This is a genomic window from Silvimonas sp., from assembly GCF_031291215.1.
Lineage (GTDB): Bacteria > Pseudomonadota > Gammaproteobacteria > Burkholderiales > Chitinibacteraceae > Silvimonas > Silvimonas soli.
On sequence record NZ_JARLJK010000136.1, the window covers coordinates 1 to 16,169 of the forward strand.

At 55.5% G+C, this 16,169-nt stretch carries 16 protein-coding genes, 1 other RNA gene and 1 pseudogene; 5 read left to right on the top strand and 13 right to left on the bottom strand.

The annotated features are described in order from the left end of the window. Window positions 1-292 precede the first annotated feature (292 nt). The 4 genes from P4L78_RS15515 to P4L78_RS15530 all read right to left on the bottom strand — a co-directional run bounded on the left by P4L78_RS15515 (window position 293) and on the right by P4L78_RS15530 (window position 2,492). Window positions 293-838, bottom strand: coding sequence for a hypothetical protein (locus P4L78_RS15515; RefSeq protein WP_309328740.1), 546 nt, complete (start codon window positions 836-838; stop codon window positions 293-295). 201 nt (window positions 839-1,039) lie between these two features. Beyond that, window positions 1,040-1,402, bottom strand: coding sequence for a hypothetical protein (locus P4L78_RS15520; protein WP_309328742.1), 363 nt, complete (start codon window positions 1,400-1,402; stop codon window positions 1,040-1,042). Beyond that, a complete protein-coding gene (locus tag P4L78_RS15525; RefSeq protein ID WP_309328744.1) occupies window positions 1,399-1,962 on the bottom strand; it encodes a hypothetical protein in 564 nt (187 codons plus the stop codon). Before P4L78_RS15525 ends, P4L78_RS15520 begins: the two co-directional genes overlap by 4 nt. Beyond that, window positions 1,959-2,492 (bottom strand): PAAR domain-containing protein, encoded by a 534-nt coding sequence (locus tag P4L78_RS15530; RefSeq protein WP_309328747.1) that lies wholly within the window; start codon window positions 2,490-2,492, stop codon window positions 1,959-1,961. Before P4L78_RS15530 ends, P4L78_RS15525 begins: the two co-directional genes overlap by 4 nt. A 766-nt stretch (window positions 2,493-3,258) precedes the next feature. Here P4L78_RS15530 and P4L78_RS15535 point away from each other — a divergent pair. Continuing rightward, window positions 3,259-3,522: pseudogene (locus tag P4L78_RS15535) on the top strand (transposase); the annotation flags it as partial. Between the two features lie 411 nt (window positions 3,523-3,933). Here P4L78_RS15535 and P4L78_RS15540 read toward each other — a convergent pair. The 3 genes from P4L78_RS15540 to P4L78_RS15550 form a co-directional block, all read right to left on the bottom strand. Beyond that, window positions 3,934-4,146 carry a hypothetical protein gene (locus P4L78_RS15540; protein WP_283149078.1) on the bottom strand — a complete coding sequence of 71 codons (213 nt, stop codon included), beginning with the start codon at window positions 4,144-4,146 and terminating at the stop codon, window positions 3,934-3,936. 102 nt (window positions 4,147-4,248) lie between these two features. Further along, window positions 4,249-4,607: a transfer-messenger RNA gene (gene ssrA / locus P4L78_RS15545) on the bottom strand. A gap of 88 nt (window positions 4,608-4,695) precedes the next feature. After that, window positions 4,696-5,226, bottom strand: coding sequence for a thioesterase family protein (locus P4L78_RS15550; RefSeq protein WP_283149079.1), 531 nt, complete (start codon window positions 5,224-5,226; stop codon window positions 4,696-4,698). Window positions 5,227-5,407: 181 nt separating this feature from the next. Here P4L78_RS15550 and P4L78_RS15555 point away from each other — a divergent pair, with 181 nt between their 5' ends. Then, window positions 5,408-6,391, top strand: a complete 984-nt coding sequence (locus P4L78_RS15555) for an MDR family oxidoreductase (RefSeq protein WP_283149080.1) — start codon at window positions 5,408-5,410, stop codon at window positions 6,389-6,391. Between the two features lie 66 nt (window positions 6,392-6,457). Here the strand turns inward: P4L78_RS15555 and P4L78_RS15560 are convergent, their stop codons facing one another. The 6 genes from P4L78_RS15560 to P4L78_RS15585 all read right to left on the bottom strand — a co-directional run bounded on the left by P4L78_RS15560 (window position 6,458) and on the right by P4L78_RS15585 (window position 11,404). After that, window positions 6,458-7,123 (bottom strand): HAD family hydrolase, encoded by a 666-nt coding sequence (locus P4L78_RS15560; RefSeq protein WP_283149081.1) that lies wholly within the window; start codon window positions 7,121-7,123, stop codon window positions 6,458-6,460. A 78-nt stretch (window positions 7,124-7,201) separates the two neighbouring features. Further along, the gene (gene ubiG / locus P4L78_RS15565) at window positions 7,202-7,900 is read right to left on the bottom strand and encodes a bifunctional 2-polyprenyl-6-hydroxyphenol methylase/3-demethylubiquinol 3-O-methyltransferase UbiG (protein WP_405051573.1); all 699 of its coding nucleotides are present in this window, start codon (window positions 7,898-7,900) and stop codon (window positions 7,202-7,204) included. A 26-nt stretch (window positions 7,901-7,926) separates the two neighbouring features. Next, window positions 7,927-9,243, bottom strand: coding sequence for a TRZ/ATZ family hydrolase (locus P4L78_RS15570; RefSeq protein WP_309328751.1), 1,317 nt, complete (start codon window positions 9,241-9,243; stop codon window positions 7,927-7,929). 85 nt (window positions 9,244-9,328) lie between these two features. Further along, complete coding sequence (locus tag P4L78_RS15575) at window positions 9,329-9,553, bottom strand: hypothetical protein (RefSeq protein ID WP_283149084.1); 225 nt, start codon at window positions 9,551-9,553, stop codon at window positions 9,329-9,331. A 275-nt stretch (window positions 9,554-9,828) separates the two neighbouring features. Beyond that, on the bottom strand, window positions 9,829-10,347 hold the full coding sequence (locus P4L78_RS15580) for a hypothetical protein (protein ID WP_309328753.1): 519 nt from the start codon (window positions 10,345-10,347) through the stop codon (window positions 9,829-9,831). Next, window positions 10,283-11,404 carry a cupin domain-containing protein gene (locus P4L78_RS15585; RefSeq protein WP_309328755.1) on the bottom strand — a complete coding sequence of 374 codons (1,122 nt, stop codon included), beginning with the start codon at window positions 11,402-11,404 and terminating at the stop codon, window positions 10,283-10,285. Before P4L78_RS15585 ends, P4L78_RS15580 begins: the two co-directional genes overlap by 65 nt. A 61-nt stretch (window positions 11,405-11,465) precedes the next feature. Here P4L78_RS15585 and P4L78_RS15590 point away from each other — a divergent pair, with 61 nt between their 5' ends. The 3 genes from P4L78_RS15590 to P4L78_RS15600 all read left to right on the top strand — a co-directional run bounded on the left by P4L78_RS15590 (window position 11,466) and on the right by P4L78_RS15600 (window position 16,104). Continuing rightward, on the top strand, window positions 11,466-11,933 hold the full coding sequence (locus tag P4L78_RS15590; RefSeq protein ID WP_309328757.1) for a peroxiredoxin: 468 nt from the start codon (window positions 11,466-11,468) through the stop codon (window positions 11,931-11,933). Window positions 11,934-11,938: 5 nt separating this feature from the next. Then, a complete protein-coding gene (locus P4L78_RS15595; protein WP_283149088.1) occupies window positions 11,939-12,418 on the top strand; it encodes a peptidylprolyl isomerase in 480 nt (159 codons plus the stop codon). An 800-nt stretch (window positions 12,419-13,218) separates the two neighbouring features. Continuing rightward, window positions 13,219-16,104, top strand: coding sequence for a ribonucleoside-diphosphate reductase subunit alpha (locus P4L78_RS15600; RefSeq protein ID WP_283149089.1), 2,886 nt, complete (start codon window positions 13,219-13,221; stop codon window positions 16,102-16,104). Window positions 16,105-16,169 lie beyond the last annotated feature (65 nt).

Below are 16,169 nucleotides of genomic sequence, written 5' to 3' on the forward strand. Positions count from 1 at the left end.
AGGAACATGCGACGAACTGGATGTGGACTTACAATCACGAGCGGCCGAATATGGCGCTTGGAGGAATCACCCCGAAACAGAAGTTGGCATTAACCGAATGACTTCTACTTCTGACCCCGGTTAAAAACGGGGGGATTACCGCTGTATGTACCGTATTTTCTAAGTTGTTCCGGTTTGGTTATCGATTCGTGTACCTATTCGTGTACCTAAAATTTTTTGCTGCCCCTTTTTAGCGGCTGTAAAAACTATATTATTGGTACCAGAGCTGGGTCACCTTTGAATTAAAACTATTTCACGCGGGTGGCGCAGCCAGGTCAACTACCTCGAAGCCACGCTTCGATGGCATTTCATCTGTCCCGTGACCTTCTACTGCCCGCTTGCCGCCAGATTCGTAGAGCAAGTATTTTCCTGGCTGTTCATTCCCTTCATTCGGAATCAATACTTTGATGCTGGTTTTGTTCAGGTATACCCAGCGAGGTAACGCCCGTTCAGCAAAATCGAGCCGTTGTATCCGGTTGGCTCCTTGGTCATAACCTACGACGACCCCTTGGGTGTAATTGGAAGAAAACTCGCCGGCAACCATGAGCACACCGCGCGTGGTCCCGATGCACCGACTCGATATGACGCTGCCGGTGGAAGTGGACAGGCTCCCGAATAGAGGCTTCTGTTTACCATTCTGGACGAGGTAATAGACACCAACATCTTGGGTAATCTCTTTGCCTTTAATGAGCTGGATGGTTTTACCTGACCCCACTTGGCACGAAGTAACTAGGGTGTCGGCGTAACTGGCCGCCAGTGCAAACATGCCGAGAGCAAGAACAAATGCATTCATTTTCATTATCGTGGTCCAACGCAGAGGCATGCAGCAGGCCCGGCCGCAAGCGGCCCGTGGGCTTCTACCGCACGACCCGGTGCGCCGAACGCACCCCGGAAGGGGCACCCACGGCCCCAGTGACAGCGACTAAACTGTGACGACATGGCCCGCTGGGCATTTCATAGGTCTCTCAATCTGTCTGGTCGCCACGCCGTACCTTTAGCGTTAATCCCCACAGGTATTCATCCAATGCGTTACGAAAGCATCATGAGGAGTCTCACCAATTGAGTTCAAGGTTAGACATTCCGTCCCCTTGCGATAATGCGTCTGGCACTGAGTAACACCACCAGTGCATGAGTCGATCTCATGAATGCCCGCCTTATAGAACACCATTGCTCCCGCATCGATGAAATCATCGCCAGTCGTTTCAGTGCTGGGGTGTTTATGCAGGACAATTCCCTTCCAGCCCGCCTTGAACAAAGCTGTTCGTGCATCCATAAGCATCATGCCTCGGTAGAGGTCTGTAGCTGCGTTAGCTGCCCCTGCAATTAGGAGTACACAGACTGTACCAACAAGTATCTTTTTCATTTTACGGTGCCGCCCCCTTCAACAAACCAAGCCTTAAGCACTGCGTATGTGTGCTTCTGAAATGAGGACCACTGCGCTGGAGCTAGTATTTTGATCGGCGTCTCAATATTGCCAGCAATGATAAGGTCCAAGCACTTGAAAGCGCGTAGGTTTTCAACAGCGATCAGGTCTTGGGTTTGTGGTGAGAAGTCCGTGAGGCCCTGCGCCCGGATACCCATCTGCGTCCAGCATGCCTTGTTGATCTGGTACATGCCCGCAGCGGTTGTTGATCCATCTTTCCCTAGCCCAGGGTGTGTGGATTCGTCGGTGAAAGTCCACCCATTGCGGCCTCTGATCCAGCCATACATTGCGTGGTAGTCCCCGCCCTCTGATTTTTGGATCATGTACAGAAACGCTTTCACGTTGGGGTCGTTCAGGTACGCCAGATTCTCAGTTCTGCGTGCATTCTGAGCAGAAACAACCCTCAACTGCTTCGCCGCACTATCCTCTTTGCGCGTGGTTGTCCTCTTGCCGACACGCCGCAATTCCTTGCCGGTTGGTGAGATCACAGTATCGTTCATGCTACTTCCATCCCGTTGCAGTAGAAGATAACTTCTTCTGGATTGTCTTGGTCGTCCACAAGATGCGTGTAGCCCTGACTGTCGGTTACACCATGCTCAATCTCCCCAGTTTCACGTCTGACTGCATATTCAGTGCCAGCAAGTGGCTGGCCTGTATGGTCGTCCAGCAACTGGAACCTGTCGTTATAAGTGGCTGGATCAGCGAATGACGCGGACAATGCAGCATGCGGGCTGACGACTTGATTCGTTGGTGAGGCGGGATCGTTGTAAAAGCTGGTCGAGTGGGCAATCACCCGGTTGTACTTGCAGCGGCACAGGACACGATCCCCGTTCTGTACCATGGGCACCCCATTCTCAGCCCAATGGATTGCGGTACCGCTAACGGGAAATGTGCCTTTACATGCAGGGCAGTACGCCTGATCCCCGCTGCGACACATAACCTTCCCCGAGTCCATGTAGGTGGACGTTGCGGAAATTACTTCCCCACCGGAAGTTGTCCGGTCTCCCATCCCTGCAAGCAGGCCCGACATTGGTGATCCCCTTCTTTCGTGATTGATCGCACAAACATAAGCACGGCAAAACGCTGGACTCAATTAACTAATCACACAGAAATTGCTGGTGTGGTGCGATCAGCCAAAAGAAACGCCGTAAAAGAATAATTACGAGTGCCGTAGATTTTTTTATGTCAGTCAAAAAAACCTTGCAGGCTCAGAGCGTTGGGGTGAGGGGAAGTGACCCGGAATGTCGAATATTTCCCCAGGCCACTATCTATATTCATAGTGGGGAAATAATCGGGGAAAACGGGCTTTTGGGTGCGTACCACGCTGCGTACCTCGGTTTTGCATACCTGTTCTTTCGCGGTAACAACGGGTCTGTTGCCAAGCAGAAACAGCGTTTTCCGTGGCAACCAGCGTGGCAACCATAACGCATGGCAACCACCGATTTGCCCCCTGTCCTATCCGGAATCACATTCTGAAAAACACCGGAAACCGTGGAAACCTTGGCAGTGGAAACCACCGTTACCGTGGTAACCAGCTTGGTAACCACCGGGCTGGTAGCCAATGCGTAATCATTACGCCAAACGGTCCAGCAGGCCTAGCCGTGAGGGTAAAGAGTGAAATCCCGATCCAGCCAGAGAATGAAGAATGTCGCCTCCCGCCGATAGCCAACCATTGGCTTCTTGCCGGAAAACCTGAAAGCAATGAAGTCCACGTCTGATCTCCCCCCGCAAAACCGGAGCAGCGAAAACCAGGGATTTCTGGCAGATTTGATGCCTTCACGGGCAGGAGATTGGCCATGAAAACGTCGAAATACACGGAAGAACAAATTGCCTTTGCGCTGCGCCAGGCCGAGTCGGGCACCGCCACGGCGGAGGTCTGCCGCAAGATGGGTATTTGCGAGGCCACGTTTTATCTCTGGAAAAAGAAATACGCCGGGCTGGGCGTGAGCGAATTGAGGCGCTTGAAGCAGCTGGAAGAGGAAAATGCCCGGCTCAAGCGGATGGTGGCTGACCTGAGCCTGGACAAGCAGATGCTGCAGGAAGTCATTCAAAAAAATGTATGGTCCGCCCCGGCTTTGCAAGATGGTGTATCCATGACAGAACAGTTTGCCTTAATGTATCCGGCCTCTCGCGAGTGGGCTGTTGTTACAGCCAGGCCATGATGAAATACGCGCGTACGGTTTCTAAATAGCGGTTCGGGCTCAGAACCCGCTTTTTTTGCAAGATTTACCGTGCGCCGTTTGGCTGTTTTGTCATCAATACAGCCCTGTAGGGTGCGCATTGATGCGCACCGTCTCCCTGGACTAGCCGATTTCACGAACATCTTGTCAATGTGTGAAGCTGAAACCGGAGGTAGTTTGTTGGAGCAAGACGGCAATTCGCCAGGGAATTCAGATTCAAATTTGAAACAATAAAGCGGGTCAGGGGATGGGGCTGCGGCTGAAATCGGCCCCCCCATCGTGAGGACTGCTTTATTGCTCGCGTGCAGGGTCAATTTCCTGGGCGCGCGTTGTTTTGCGGGAGCGCCAGGTGGTTTCCGCTATTCCTGCAATCGCTACCAACATGCCAATCAGCACGGCCCACAACCCAACTTGGGAATACATCAGCAGCCCAATGGCGATACCCCATGCGGCGTTGAGCAGTAACTTTTTTGTGCTGATTTTGGGGTGTTGGGTGGGCGTCATGTTCTTGTTTATCAAGTTACTTCTCCATGCCCGGACCACAATCCAGGCCCGCAAAAACAAACGCCCGGAACCGCATAACGGCGCCGGGCGCTGAAGTGAAACTGGTGGAGCCGGTGGGAGTCGAACCCACGTCCGAAAGTCCTCTACGAAGAGTTCTACATGCTTAGCCTGGTCAACTGGATTTAACCTTTAACGAGCCGACCGGCAGGCTTGTTTCGGGCGAGTCACCTTAGTTTGACACTGCATCAAGTGACCCGATGCAGCGCGATCCCTTCTATATGACTCTGCTACCGGTTGCCCGGTCTACCCGAAGGGAGAAGTAGTGCAGAGCCTAGCTGGTTAAGCAGCTAGGGCGTAAGTTTCGTCGTTTGCAACTAACTTGGTTCAGTGTTTTACGGGTAACTGAGAACCCGGCATGCCCTCATCCGCTTTGTAACCCCCGTCGAAACCATGGCGGCCCCAGATGAAGAATGTCTAGTATACCTCGAAACCGCGTTTCGGCGCAGCCCACCGTGTGAGCGTTGTTGGTGTACGGGTGACTGGTCCGGATTATTGGGTTTGATTCTGGGTTTGGTTCTGGCCTTGCACCCAAGCAACAATCCAGTCGGGTAGCGGCGGTGACGGGTGGGTAATGCCGCCCAATGCCATCAGGTCGCTGGTGAGTACAGAGCCGCCGGTTCTGCGCAAAAAGCGGGCGGCGACCACGGCTACGGCAATGATTTCGCCTTTACGCTCTATGCGGTGCTGCAGAAATACGGCCTTTTCATCCCAGCCCAGTACGTCGGTTTGCACTTCAAACCGCTGCCACACAGTCAGCGCTTTGCGAAAGTGGATGGTTTCCATTGCCACCACCGGAAACCAGCCCGCCTGCTTGACCTTGTCGGCCAGGCCAGAGCGAATCATCAAGTCGGTGCGGGCCAGGTCGAGCAGGGTGAAATAACGGCCATTGTTCACGTGCCGCAGGATATCCAGATCATTGGGGTAGACCTGATAGGGCGTGCGACAGGGGCCGAGTACCGGGCACACTGGTCTGAAGCGCGCAAACAGCATTTGCCAGATCAAACGAAAATAAAGATTCATGTTTTGGGCCAGAAGGACGGGTCAGGTCAAGGAAGGGTCAAAGCAGGATCAGAATTCGCAAAAACCGCATTGAGCGACGGTTTGTTTTGCGTGCACACTGCCATGCAATTCATCGCGTGTTATGCCGTCGTACTTTGTCGATTGCGCAACACGCAGTAAATACGGCAAAACCGGAGGCCCCATGTTTAAAGCGTTATTGTTGAACCAGTCAGATGCCGGGTTCTCGGCGCAGGTTACAACGCTGGATGAAGCGGCATTGCCAGAAGGCGATGTGCAGATTGATGTGCAGTTCTCAACACTCAATTACAAAGATGCGCTGGCGATTGGCAATACCAGCCCGATCGTGCGCAAGTGGCCGATGGTGCCCGGCGTGGATGGTGCGGGCATCGTTACCGCATCGCGCCATGCGGATTTCAAACCCGGTGATGCAGTAGTGCTTAATGGCTGGGGCGTGGGAGAGCGCCATTGGGGCTGCCTGGCTCAAAAGGCCAGTTTGTCGGGAGACTGGTTGATTCCGCTGCCTGCGGCGTTTACACCTGCGCAGGCCATGGCCATTGGCACCGCCGGTTATACCGCCATGTTGTGCGTGCAAGCGCTGGAACGGCACGGGCTTACTCCGGCAGACGGCCCGATTCTGGTTACCGGTGCGACTGGCGGCGTGGGGTCGATTGCGGTGGCCTTGCTGGCTCGCCTGGGTTACTCGGTGACAGCGCTTACGGGTAAAACCACGGCGAGCGATTATTTGCAGCAGTTAGGCGCTACCGAGGTGCTGGATCGGGCCGCGTTTGCCGCTGCGGGTAAACCATTGCAGAAGGAACTGTGGGCAGGCGTGATCGATTCGGCCGGTAGCCATACGTTGGTGAACGCGTGTGCCCAGGTGCGTTATGGCGGCGCGGTTGCCGCATGCGGGCTGGCGCAAGGAATGGATTTGCCGGGCACCGTCGCACCGTTCATTTTGCGTGGGGTGACGCTGTATGGCATTGATAGCGTGATGGCACCTAAAGCCCGCCGTATGGCCGCATGGCAACGGCTGGCGCAAGATCTGGATCACGATTTGCTGCGTGCGGCGACCACGCAGATTGGTCTGGCCGATTGCGTTGATGCCGCGCAGGACATTCTGGCCGGGCGGCATCGCGGGCGGTTTGTGGTGGATGTAAACCGGTAAACCACTTACTTGAGGCAAGACGCTGTACGCGCCTTGCCTCAATTATTCATCCGCAGTTGGCTGTGCTCAGGCCGGTAGGTGCGCCAGCAAATCCAGCGGGTGACCAATGCTCAGGTCGGCGCCCCAATTTTCGGGCTGGTCGGTGCTGGCGATATAGCCGTAGCTGGCAATGACTGTTGTCATGCCCACTCGGCGGCCGGCCTCGATATCGCGTTCGGCATCGCCCACATAAATGCAGTTGGCAGGGTCCACGCCCAGCGCTTCGGCAGCGTGGTACATCGGCTTGGGGTCTGGCTTGGGTGCGCCCACGGTATCGCCAGACACCACCACGCCTGGCGCGAACGGCAGCGGCAGCAGGGCCACCAGCGGGTCGGTAAATCGCGCCGGTTTGTTGGTGACAATGCCCCAGCGCCAACCGCGCGAAACAATCGCTTCGATCAGCGGAGTGACGCCATCAAACAAAATGGTGTCATCGGCCAGATGTAGCGCGTAGTGCGCCAGAAAACGATCCCTCAAGGCGATGAATTGTTCGGGCTGCTGTGGAGTGATGCCAAAACCTAGCCCAATCAAACCACGCGCGCCGTGCGAGGCAATCGGGCGAATGGCCTGATAAGGTTGCAGCGGCAGACCTTCTTCGGCCAGCAAGCGGTTGAGCGCGGCGCCCAAGTCTGGCGCGGTATCGGCCAGCGTGCCATCCAGATCAAACAAGACTGCGCGAACGGGGTCGGTCATTGCGAGTGAGTTCCTGATATTGCTGAGCGCGCCGCCGCCGAGTCAGTTGGCGGCTGGATGTGGCCGGTTGCGGATATGTTAGAGCGGCTTGCGGCAAGCCACCATGTAATTGACGTCAGTATCCGCGCCCAGTTTGTAAACCTTGGTGAGCGGGTTGTATGTCAGTCCGGTTAGCGCCACGGTTTCGATGCCGCTGGTGCGGGTCATGCGGCCCAGTTCAGACGGCTTGATGAACTTGGCGTAAGCGTGAGTACCGCGTGGCAGCATGCCCATGATGTACTCGGCGCCGAGTACGGCCAGCGCATAGCTCTTGGCGTTGCGATTGAGCGTGGAGAAAAACAGCCAGCCACCTGGTTTTACCAGTCGTGCGCAGGCTTCAATAATGCTGGCGGGCGAGGGGACATGCTCCAGCATTTCCATGCAGGTCAGCACATCGAACGATTCGGGCGCTTCTTCGGCCAGCGCCTCGACCGCAACTTTTCGGTATTCCACACTCAAGCCAGATTCATGCAAATGCAGCTTGGCGATTTTGAGTGATTTGTCGGCCAGATCAATGCCGGTCACCTGCGCGCCACTGGCCGCCATGCCCTCGGACAAAATACCGCCACCGCAGCCCACATCCAGCACCTTTTTGCCCGTCAGGCCAGCGTGCTCATCAATAAATGCCAAGCGCAGCGGGTTGATGTCATGCAGCGGTTTGAACTCGCTGGTTTTGTCCCACCATTTGTGAGCCAGCGCCGAAAACTTGGCGATTTCGGCGGCATCGGCGTTCAGGATGTTGTCGGGCGCGGATTGGGGTTCTGTCATGATTTCTTGCCTTCCATGCGCGCTTGCCAGCGGCGGGCGCGGGTGAGGATTTCCTGGCGATTCAGGCTGGTGTGCTGGCCATTGTGATACACCGTGCGGCCAGCAATCCAGACGTGGCTGACCTGGGTGCGGTCGGCGGCGTAAACCAGATGCGATACCGGATCGTAACATGGCGCGGTGCCTGCCGCAGAGAGGTCAACGGCGATCATGTCCGCCTGTTTGCCTGCCACCAGGCTGCCGATGCGGTCCTGCCAGCCCAGTGCTTTGGCGCCATTGAGGGTGGCCATTTCCAGTGCTTGCCACGCGGGCAGTGCTTCGGGATTGCCGCTCTGGCCCTTGGCCAGCAAGGCGGCCATGCGCAGTTCGGCGAACATATCCAGCTTGTTATTACTGGCAGCACCATCGGTGCCGATGCCGACGTTGATTCCGCCAGCGATTTGATCGGCAATGCGGGCAAAGCCGGATGCCAGTTTCAGATTCGATGCCGGATTGTGCGAGACGTTCACCCCGTGCCGCGCCAGCAGCGCGATTTCTTCATCGGTGGTGTGTACCATATGCGCGGCAATTAACTGGTTGCTTAGCAGGCCCAGCCCGGCCAGCCGTGCCAAAGGACGCGTGCCGTGCTCTTTGAGGCTGCCAGCAATTTCGTCCTGGCTTTCGTGAACATGGCAATGAATACCCACGTTCAGTTGATCGGCCAGCATGATCACATTGCCGAAGGTGGCATCGCTTACCGTATACGGCGCGTGTGGTGCCAAGGTGAACCCAACCAGTGATTCGCCGCGGAATTCATCCATGCAGGCGATAGCTTTGCGGATGTAGTCGTCGGCATTGCTGGCATACGCTGTGGGGAACTCCAGAATCGAGCAACCCACCATCATGCGAAAATCGCTGGTCAATGCAGCGCGGGCAACAGTGCTGTGGTGAAAGTACATGTCGTTGGCGCAGGTGGTGCCGCCAGCAATCATTTCCGCGATGGCCAGTTGCGTGCCATCGAAGACAAATTCATCAGATACAAACTTCCCTTCAGCCGGCCAGATGTGCTCGTTCAGCCAGGTCATCAGTGCCAGATCGTCGGCATAGCCACGCAGCAAAGTCATGGCTGAGTGAGCGTGCAGATTGATCAGCCCGGGCAGCAAGGCGTGATCCGGCAGGTGGATGCGCCCGGCTTGTGGATACTGCTGCAGGGCCTGAGACACCGGCAGCAGGGCGCGGATATGTTCCCCCTCCAGCACCAAGGCATGGTCGGTTAGAACCAGCGCTTGCGGTTCAATCGGGATAATCCAGCGCGGAATGATGACTTGTATGGGCATGCGATGCTTGCAAAGGCAATATTTGAGAGGGAAAGGCGGCTGAGCCAGCCTTGAAGATTCGGGGCGCTAGCTTGATAACTGGATATTACAGACTGTAGAAAAGCAAAAAGCCGACCAGTTGGTCGGCTTTTTTGCTTGCGCGCCGTGAATTACTTGGCAGCGGAAGCGTCCGAAGCAGCAGCGTCGGAAGCAGCAGCAGGAGCAGCAGCAGCGTCGGAAGCGACGTCGGAAGCAGGTGCAGCAGCAGCGTCGGAAGCGGCCGGAGCAGATGCTTCAGCAGCAGGAGCGGATGCATCAGCAGGAGCTTCATCTTTCTTGCCGCAAGCGGTGAGTGCGAGGGCCAGCAGGGCAGCAACGAGCAGAGACTGTTTCATTCTTCTTACCTTTAGCAGAATGGGGGGTTGGACAAGTAAATTACAAATTACAGCGTTGTTAGGCTATCGACCGTGATCGATGGCTATTTGGAAACCAGTTACATCACTGACGACCGACGGGCGGAATTCTAGCACGATTTGAATAAAAGGGTAGCCTGGGAGGCGCACCAAACTGTAGCGCGCTGAGATTTTTACAACAAATGTCAAACGCTCATAAATCAAGCCTACGCCAATCTGGCGTAACGTTCGAACATTCCCACGCCTTATCAAAGGCTTGTCGCATTTTAGCGACGTCGCGCGCATCGTCTGCGCATTCACTTTTCGGCCAATCAAAGTGACAACGTCTTACAAACCGTTGCATATCGGCCAGAATAAATGGCGAAAACAACGCTGGCATATCCGGATTAGCCAAATGCATCTGTAATCTTTGATTCTGGCGATTCTCCAATTCCAGTAGCAACGGACATTGGCTGGCAATGAATTCGGTTGAATGCGCCAGAATGCGGATCTGCGCTGCGGGATTGCGCGCCAGCAAGGCGGCCATGGCCTCGGTCATGGCGCGGCTCTCAAGGCCGCACTGGCTGAAGTCTCGTTCGTACATCATGAGGCTGTGGCTGGCGCCCTGAATCAGCGCCAGTGTGGCCTCACGATATTCTTTGTAAGTCTCAAATTTTGCCGACATGAAGGTAGCCATAGTCGTAGCAGGTATAGAGCGCTTCGAGTACTGCATCGTCATATTGCACCGCTGGCAGGCGGCGGCTATCGGCCAGGCGACGCAAGGTTTCCACCGCGTCTGCTTCGGCCTCCAGTTCTTCACCATTAATAAAGAGCTGTTCTCCTTCATAGAGCATGAGGGATTTCAGGTCCAGATAAACGCCCTGTGCCTGCGCTTGTGCGGCAAATTCGTCAAAATCCAGCGCGTCATCCGGCGCGGTGTAGAACACGTGTGGTTTGGGTTCGGTAAAGTAACGGCCAACAAACTTGCGAACGTCGGCGTCGGTCCAGGTTAGTTGCGTGAGCATGGATTCGATTTTGCCCACAAAGGCCAGATCAATCTCACCCGGTCGAGCAGTGGGTTGACGCTCGGGATCGCCATAAACGCCGGTCAGACGCAGCTCGTCCTGCAGGTATTCCAGAAACTTGCCGACGATTTCCTGTTCAGTGGGCGCCCGAAAACCGATCGAGTACGTCATGCCAGGTTCCAGCGCCACGCCGTAGTGCGCGTATTTGGGCGGCAGATACAGCATGTCGCCGTGATCCAGAATCCATTCCTGTTCGGATGAAAAATCGCGCAAAACGCGGATGGGCGCGTCTTCAATAAAATTGCCCGCGTCATCGCTGGAAATCTGCCAGCGCTTTTTGCCGCCCACCTGCAGCAAGAACACATCATAAGAATCGTAGTGTGGGCCAACCGTGCCGCCCGGTGGGGCGTAGGAGATCATCAGATCGTCCAGCCGGGTATACGGCAAAAAATTGAATTCATAGAGCAGATCAGCAATATGCGGCACGTGGTGATTCACGCTCTGCACCAGCACTGTCCAGTCGGTTTCTGGCAACCGGTCAAAGCGGCTGGCGCGAAACGGGCCGTTTTCTACCAGCCAGCGCTCATCACGACGCTCAATGAGCCGCGATTCCACGTCATCTTGCTGAGCGAGCGCAATTAACCTGGGTAAATCAATCAGTTCTGGGAAATCTTGCCAGGCATTGCGGATCAATAACGGCTGCTTTTGCCAGTAATCTGTCAGAAATTGCTCTGCAGTCAGTCCACCCAGGAGTTGTTTGTTCATTGGCTCGGCTATAACGGAGAAAAACGAGGCAATCATTATCCCACTACGCAAGGGAGCTGACATGCTCAAAGACGGGGAAATTGCACCGGACTTTGCATTACACGATGCCCAGATGCAGTTGATCCGGCTATCGGATTTGCTTGGGCAACATCATGTGGTGCTCTATTTCTTTAACAGGGATCACTCTCCTGGCGGAGTGACCGAGGCCGTAGAGTTCAGTGATCGCGCCGAAACATTTCGGGCGCACGGCACGCTGGTGTTGGGCGTGAGTCTGGATGACTGTCTGGCGCATGAGGCTTTTCGCGATGAACACGGCATCGAATTTCATCTTTTGTCTGATGCGGAAGGCGAGGTGAGCCGGCTCTATCATGTTTTGCGGGAATGGGTGGGCGCAGGCATGGTAAAATACGGGATTGAACGCTCTACCTTTGTGATCGACCGGCAGGGCGTGATCCGCCACGCGCTGTATCACGTGCTCCCGAAAGGGCACGCGGCGGAAATACTTTCACTTGTTAAACAGTTAGGATAAACCCGATGCAAATCGCCAAAGACACGGTCGTAACGCTGAACTACGAGATGTTCGACACCTCGGGCAAATCGCTCGACAAAACCGAACAGCCTATCGTTTATCTGCACGGCGGTTACGACAACATTCTGCCGCTGGTAGAAGAAGCACTGCATGGCAAGGCCAAGGGTGATTCCATTGATGTCACCATGGAACCCGATGATGCATTTGGCGAATACGAGCCAGAACTGGTGCGTAAAGAAGCCAAAGACGTGTTCCCGATGGAAGTTGAAGCCGGCATGATGTTTGAAGCCGATGATCCTGCCACTGGCGACGTCATGCTGTTCCGCGTAACCGAAATCAACGGCGGTGAAGTCACCGTTGACGCTAACCACCCGTTCGCAGGCGTGAAAATCCGCTTTGTGGGCAAGGTGGAAGACGTCCGCGCGGCAACTGATGAAGAAATCGCGCACGGTCACGTGCACGGCGAACACGGTCATCATCACTAAGCCGTAGCGCAAGGTGTGCAGGGCTGGCCCGATGCCTTGATGGCATGCGAGCGCTGCAAAAGGCGAACCAATGCGGTTCGCCTTTTTCTATTCTGTGGTGGGCGAAAGGGCTTCATTAGCCCAAGGCATCTCAATTTGTCCTGGTTTTGTAGCTTCGTAGCCCGGATGAAGCGAAGCGGGAATCCGGGATTGCGATGCATCAACAAACCGCCGACATTTGAAATTTTTCAGAATTGTCACCCGGATTTCCGCTGCCCCCACTGCAATTGTCATATGTAACGCCCAGTGGCGTTGCGGCGGAACCCCCGAGGGGCAGCTCCATCCGGGTTACGGGCAGAGGTTCGCCATTTTTACGTTGCATCACTGATCGCAAAAACGCCTCTGAAAGGCACTGTTTTGGCGCTTTCAGAGGGTCTGGTTTTACCCGTTTTGGTGCCCGCCCAAGCATCCTCGCAACACCGAATATCCGCTTTCGACAGGCTGTCTCAATCGTGCAACGCCTCCTATGCCGCATGAATAAAGGCTTCCCGTTATGCATTGCAAATATATTTCCGTTTGTCGCCTTATCACATCTTTTTCCGGTTGCGCTAGCGCTGGGTCTTCCCCTAGTATTTGTGTCTGAACGTTGAGACGAACACAAGATGTAGTGGTTCTTCACAATTTATACACAGAATTGTCCACAGTGGGTCGGTCCACTCCCAAGTCTTTGATTTGTGGAACAAACCGGCCACAAATAACACCTAGCCAGAAGGAAGCACGCGCAAATGTACGCCACACTGGATAGCACCGCAGGAAGCCGCATGACCGAAGCTGTAGATCCCCAAGTTGCCACCGATAACACTCGCTACGAGCAATATAAAACCATTCGCCGTAACGGCGCTGTGGTGCCGTTTGCGCCGTCCAAAATCACGGTAGCCGTGACCAAGGCGTATATCGCTGTGCATGGGAATCAAGCTGCGGCCAGTGCAGCGGTGCGTGAACGGGTGGAAGCGCTGACCGAACAGGTCGTCAACGCGCTCATGCGCCGCAAGCCTGAAGGCGGTGCAATCCATATTGAAGATATCCAGGACCAGGTTGAACTGGCCCTGATGCGTTCCGGCGAGCATGACATCGCCCGCGCTTATGTGCTGTATCGCGAGCAACGCAAGTCGGATCGCGCCGCCAAGGGCGAAAGCCACGAGATCACCACCGAGCAACACGGCAGCATCAATGTCGCGTTTGATGACGGCAGCCGTCGTCCGCTGGATATTGCTCGTCTGAAGGCGCTGATTGCTTCGTCTTGCTCCGGTTTCGAAAAAGAAACCAGCGCATCGACCATCCTGGCTGAAACGCTGAAGAACCTCTACGACGGTGTGCCGGTTGAAGAAGTGCGCAAGTCGGCGATTCTGGCGGCACGTGGCCGTATTGAAATCGACCCGGCCTACAGCTTTGTCACTGCGCGTCTGCTGCTGGATGTAGCACGCCGTGAAGTGCTGGGCGAAGAAGCCAGCCATGAAGAAATGGCGACCAAATACGCTGAAGCGTTCCCGCGCCTGATCAAGAAGGGCATCGAGAACGAACTGCTGGACGAAAAACTCGGCCAGTACGATCTGGCGCGCCTGGGCGCAGCGCTGGATCACACCCGCGATTACAAATTCGGCTACCTGGGTCTGCAAACCCTGTATGACCGCTATTTCCTGCACGTGCACGGCACCCGCATTGAACTGCCGCAAGTGTTCTTCATGCGCGTGGCCATGGGCCTGTCGCTGAACGAAGTGGACCGCGAAGCGCGCGCCATCGAGTTCTACAACGTGTTGTCGACCTTTGACTTCATGTCCAGCACGCCAACGCTGTTCAACTCCGGTACCCGTCGCAGCCAATTGTCCAGCTGCTACCTGACTACCGTGGCCGATGATCTGGAAGGCATTTACGAAGCACTGAAAGAAAACGCGTTGCTGTCCAAGTTTGCCGGTGGTCTGGGCAATGACTGGACGCCAGTGCGTTCGCTGGGCAGCCATATCAAGGGCACCAACGGCAAATCGCAAGGCGTGGTGCCGTTCCTGAAAGTGGTGAACGACACCGCCGTGGCGGTGAATCAGGGCGGCAAGCGCAAAGGCGCGGTCTGCGCGTACCTGGAAACATGGCACGCAGATATCGAAGAATTCCTGGAACTGCGCAAGAACACCGGTGATGACCGCCGCCGCACTCACGACATGAACACCGCGAACTGGATTCCGGACTTGTTCATGAAACGTGTGATGGAAGGCTCTGACTGGACTCTGTTCTCGCCAGCTGAAACGCCAGATCTGCACGATCTGTACGGCAAGAAGTTTGAAGAGGTCTACACCCGCTACGAAGAAAAAGCGGCGCGTGGCGAAATGCGCGTAGCCAAGAAGCTGCCGGCACAAACCCTGTGGCGCAAGATGCTGACCATGTTGTTTGAAACGGGTCACCCATGGATCACGTTCAAAGACCCATGCAACATCCGTAGCCCGCAACAACATATTGGTGTGGTTCACAGTTCCAACCTGTGTACTGAAATCACTTTGAACACCAATGACAGCGAAATCGCGGTATGTAACCTGGGTTCCGTGAACCTGGCGAACCATCTGAAAGACGGCAAGCTGGATTCCGAAAAAGTTGGCCGCACCGTGAAGACTGCGATGCGCATGCTCGATAACGTGATCGACATCAACTATTACGCTGTGCGCAAGGCCCGTAACTCCAACCTGAAACATCGCCCGGTGGGTATGGGTCTGATGGGCTTCCAGGATGCGTTGCACACCCTGCGTATGCCGTATGCCTCTGACGCCGCCGTGCAGTTTGCTGATGAATCGATGGAAATCATCGCTTATCACGCTTACTGGGCTTCGACCGAACTGGCACAGGAACGTGGCACCTACCCAAGCTACAAGGGCAGCCTGTGGGACCGTGGCATTCTGCCGCAGGACTCCAACCAACTGCTGGCCGAAGAGCGCGGTGGTTACCTGGAAGTGGATACCAGCTCACAACTGGACTGGACATCGCTGCGCGAACGCATCGCCACCTACGGTATGCGTAACAGCAACTGCCTGGCGATTGCGCCGACCGCAACGATTTCCAACATTGTTGGCGTAGATGCTTCGATCGAACCTACTTACCAGAACTTGTTCGTGAAATCGAACCTGTCTGGCGAGTTCACCGTGATCAACGATCACCTGGTGCATGACCTGAAAGAACGCGGTCTGTGGGATGAAGTCATGATCTCCGACCTCAAGTACTTCGACGGTTCCGTGGCCAAGATCGACCGCATTCCGGCTGACCTGCGCGAGCAATATGCCACTGCGTTCGAGATGGACCCGAAATGGCTGGTGGAAGCCGCATCGCGTCGCCAGAAGTGGATCGACCAGGCCCAAAGCCTGAACATCTACATGGCCGGTGCCTCGGGCAAGAAGCTGGACGAACTGTACAAGCACGCATGGTTGCGCGGTCTGAAGACCACTTACTATCTGCGTACTTTGTCTGCCAGCAGCGCTGAGAAGTCGACAGGTCGTGGTGGTGAACTGAACTCGGTGCCGGTGGATGGTGGCTTGTCTGCACCTCCTGCCCCTAACGCACCGGCAATCCCTTCGGCACCCGCAGCGCCAGCCGCGGTAGCAGAAATGGAACCCGCAACCGACATGAAGTTTTGCTCCATCGACAACCCTGATTGCGAGGCTTGCCAGTAAAGCCGCGTGACATACCGCCCCGCTTTCGGGGCGGTGTTATTGTCAGATCAGACAAAGCTCGGACA

What these genes read in the sequence shown, in the direction of transcription:
- P4L78_RS15560 (WP_283149081.1), bottom strand. Translation starts at nt 7,123, where the DNA reads ATGACCGACCCCGTTCGCGCAGTCTTGTTTGATCTGGATGGCACGCTG.
- P4L78_RS15580 (WP_309328753.1), bottom strand. Translation starts at nt 10,347, where the DNA reads ATGCAGTACTCGAAGCGCTCTATACCTGCTACGACTATGGCTACCTTC.
- P4L78_RS15595 (WP_283149088.1), top strand. Translation starts at nt 11,939, where the DNA reads ATGCAAATCGCCAAAGACACGGTCGTAACGCTGAACTACGAGATGTTC.
- P4L78_RS15540 (WP_283149078.1), bottom strand. Translation starts at nt 4,146, where the DNA reads ATGACGCCCACCCAACACCCCAAAATCAGCACAAAAAAGTTACTGCTC.
- P4L78_RS15575 (WP_283149084.1), bottom strand. Translation starts at nt 9,553, where the DNA reads ATGAAGCTCCTGCTGATGCATCCGCTCCTGCTGCTGAAGCATCTGCTC.
- P4L78_RS15600 (WP_283149089.1), top strand. Translation starts at nt 13,219, where the DNA reads ATGACCGAAGCTGTAGATCCCCAAGTTGCCACCGATAACACTCGCTAC.
- P4L78_RS15530 (WP_309328747.1), bottom strand. Translation starts at nt 2,492, where the DNA reads ATGTCGGGCCTGCTTGCAGGGATGGGAGACCGGACAACTTCCGGTGGG.
- P4L78_RS15515 (WP_309328740.1), bottom strand. Translation starts at nt 838, where the DNA reads ATGAAAATGAATGCATTTGTTCTTGCTCTCGGCATGTTTGCACTGGCG.
- P4L78_RS15520 (WP_309328742.1), bottom strand. Translation starts at nt 1,402, where the DNA reads ATGAAAAAGATACTTGTTGGTACAGTCTGTGTACTCCTAATTGCAGGG.
- P4L78_RS15555 (WP_283149080.1), top strand. Translation starts at nt 5,408, where the DNA reads ATGTTTAAAGCGTTATTGTTGAACCAGTCAGATGCCGGGTTCTCGGCG.
- P4L78_RS15585 (WP_309328755.1), bottom strand. Translation starts at nt 11,404, where the DNA reads ATGAACAAACAACTCCTGGGTGGACTGACTGCAGAGCAATTTCTGACA.
- P4L78_RS15525 (WP_309328744.1), bottom strand. Translation starts at nt 1,962, where the DNA reads ATGAACGATACTGTGATCTCACCAACCGGCAAGGAATTGCGGCGTGTC.
- P4L78_RS15590 (WP_309328757.1), top strand. Translation starts at nt 11,466, where the DNA reads ATGCTCAAAGACGGGGAAATTGCACCGGACTTTGCATTACACGATGCC.
- P4L78_RS15550 (WP_283149079.1), bottom strand. Translation starts at nt 5,226, where the DNA reads ATGAATCTTTATTTTCGTTTGATCTGGCAAATGCTGTTTGCGCGCTTC.
- P4L78_RS15570 (WP_309328751.1), bottom strand. Translation starts at nt 9,243, where the DNA reads ATGCCCATACAAGTCATCATTCCGCGCTGGATTATCCCGATTGAACCG.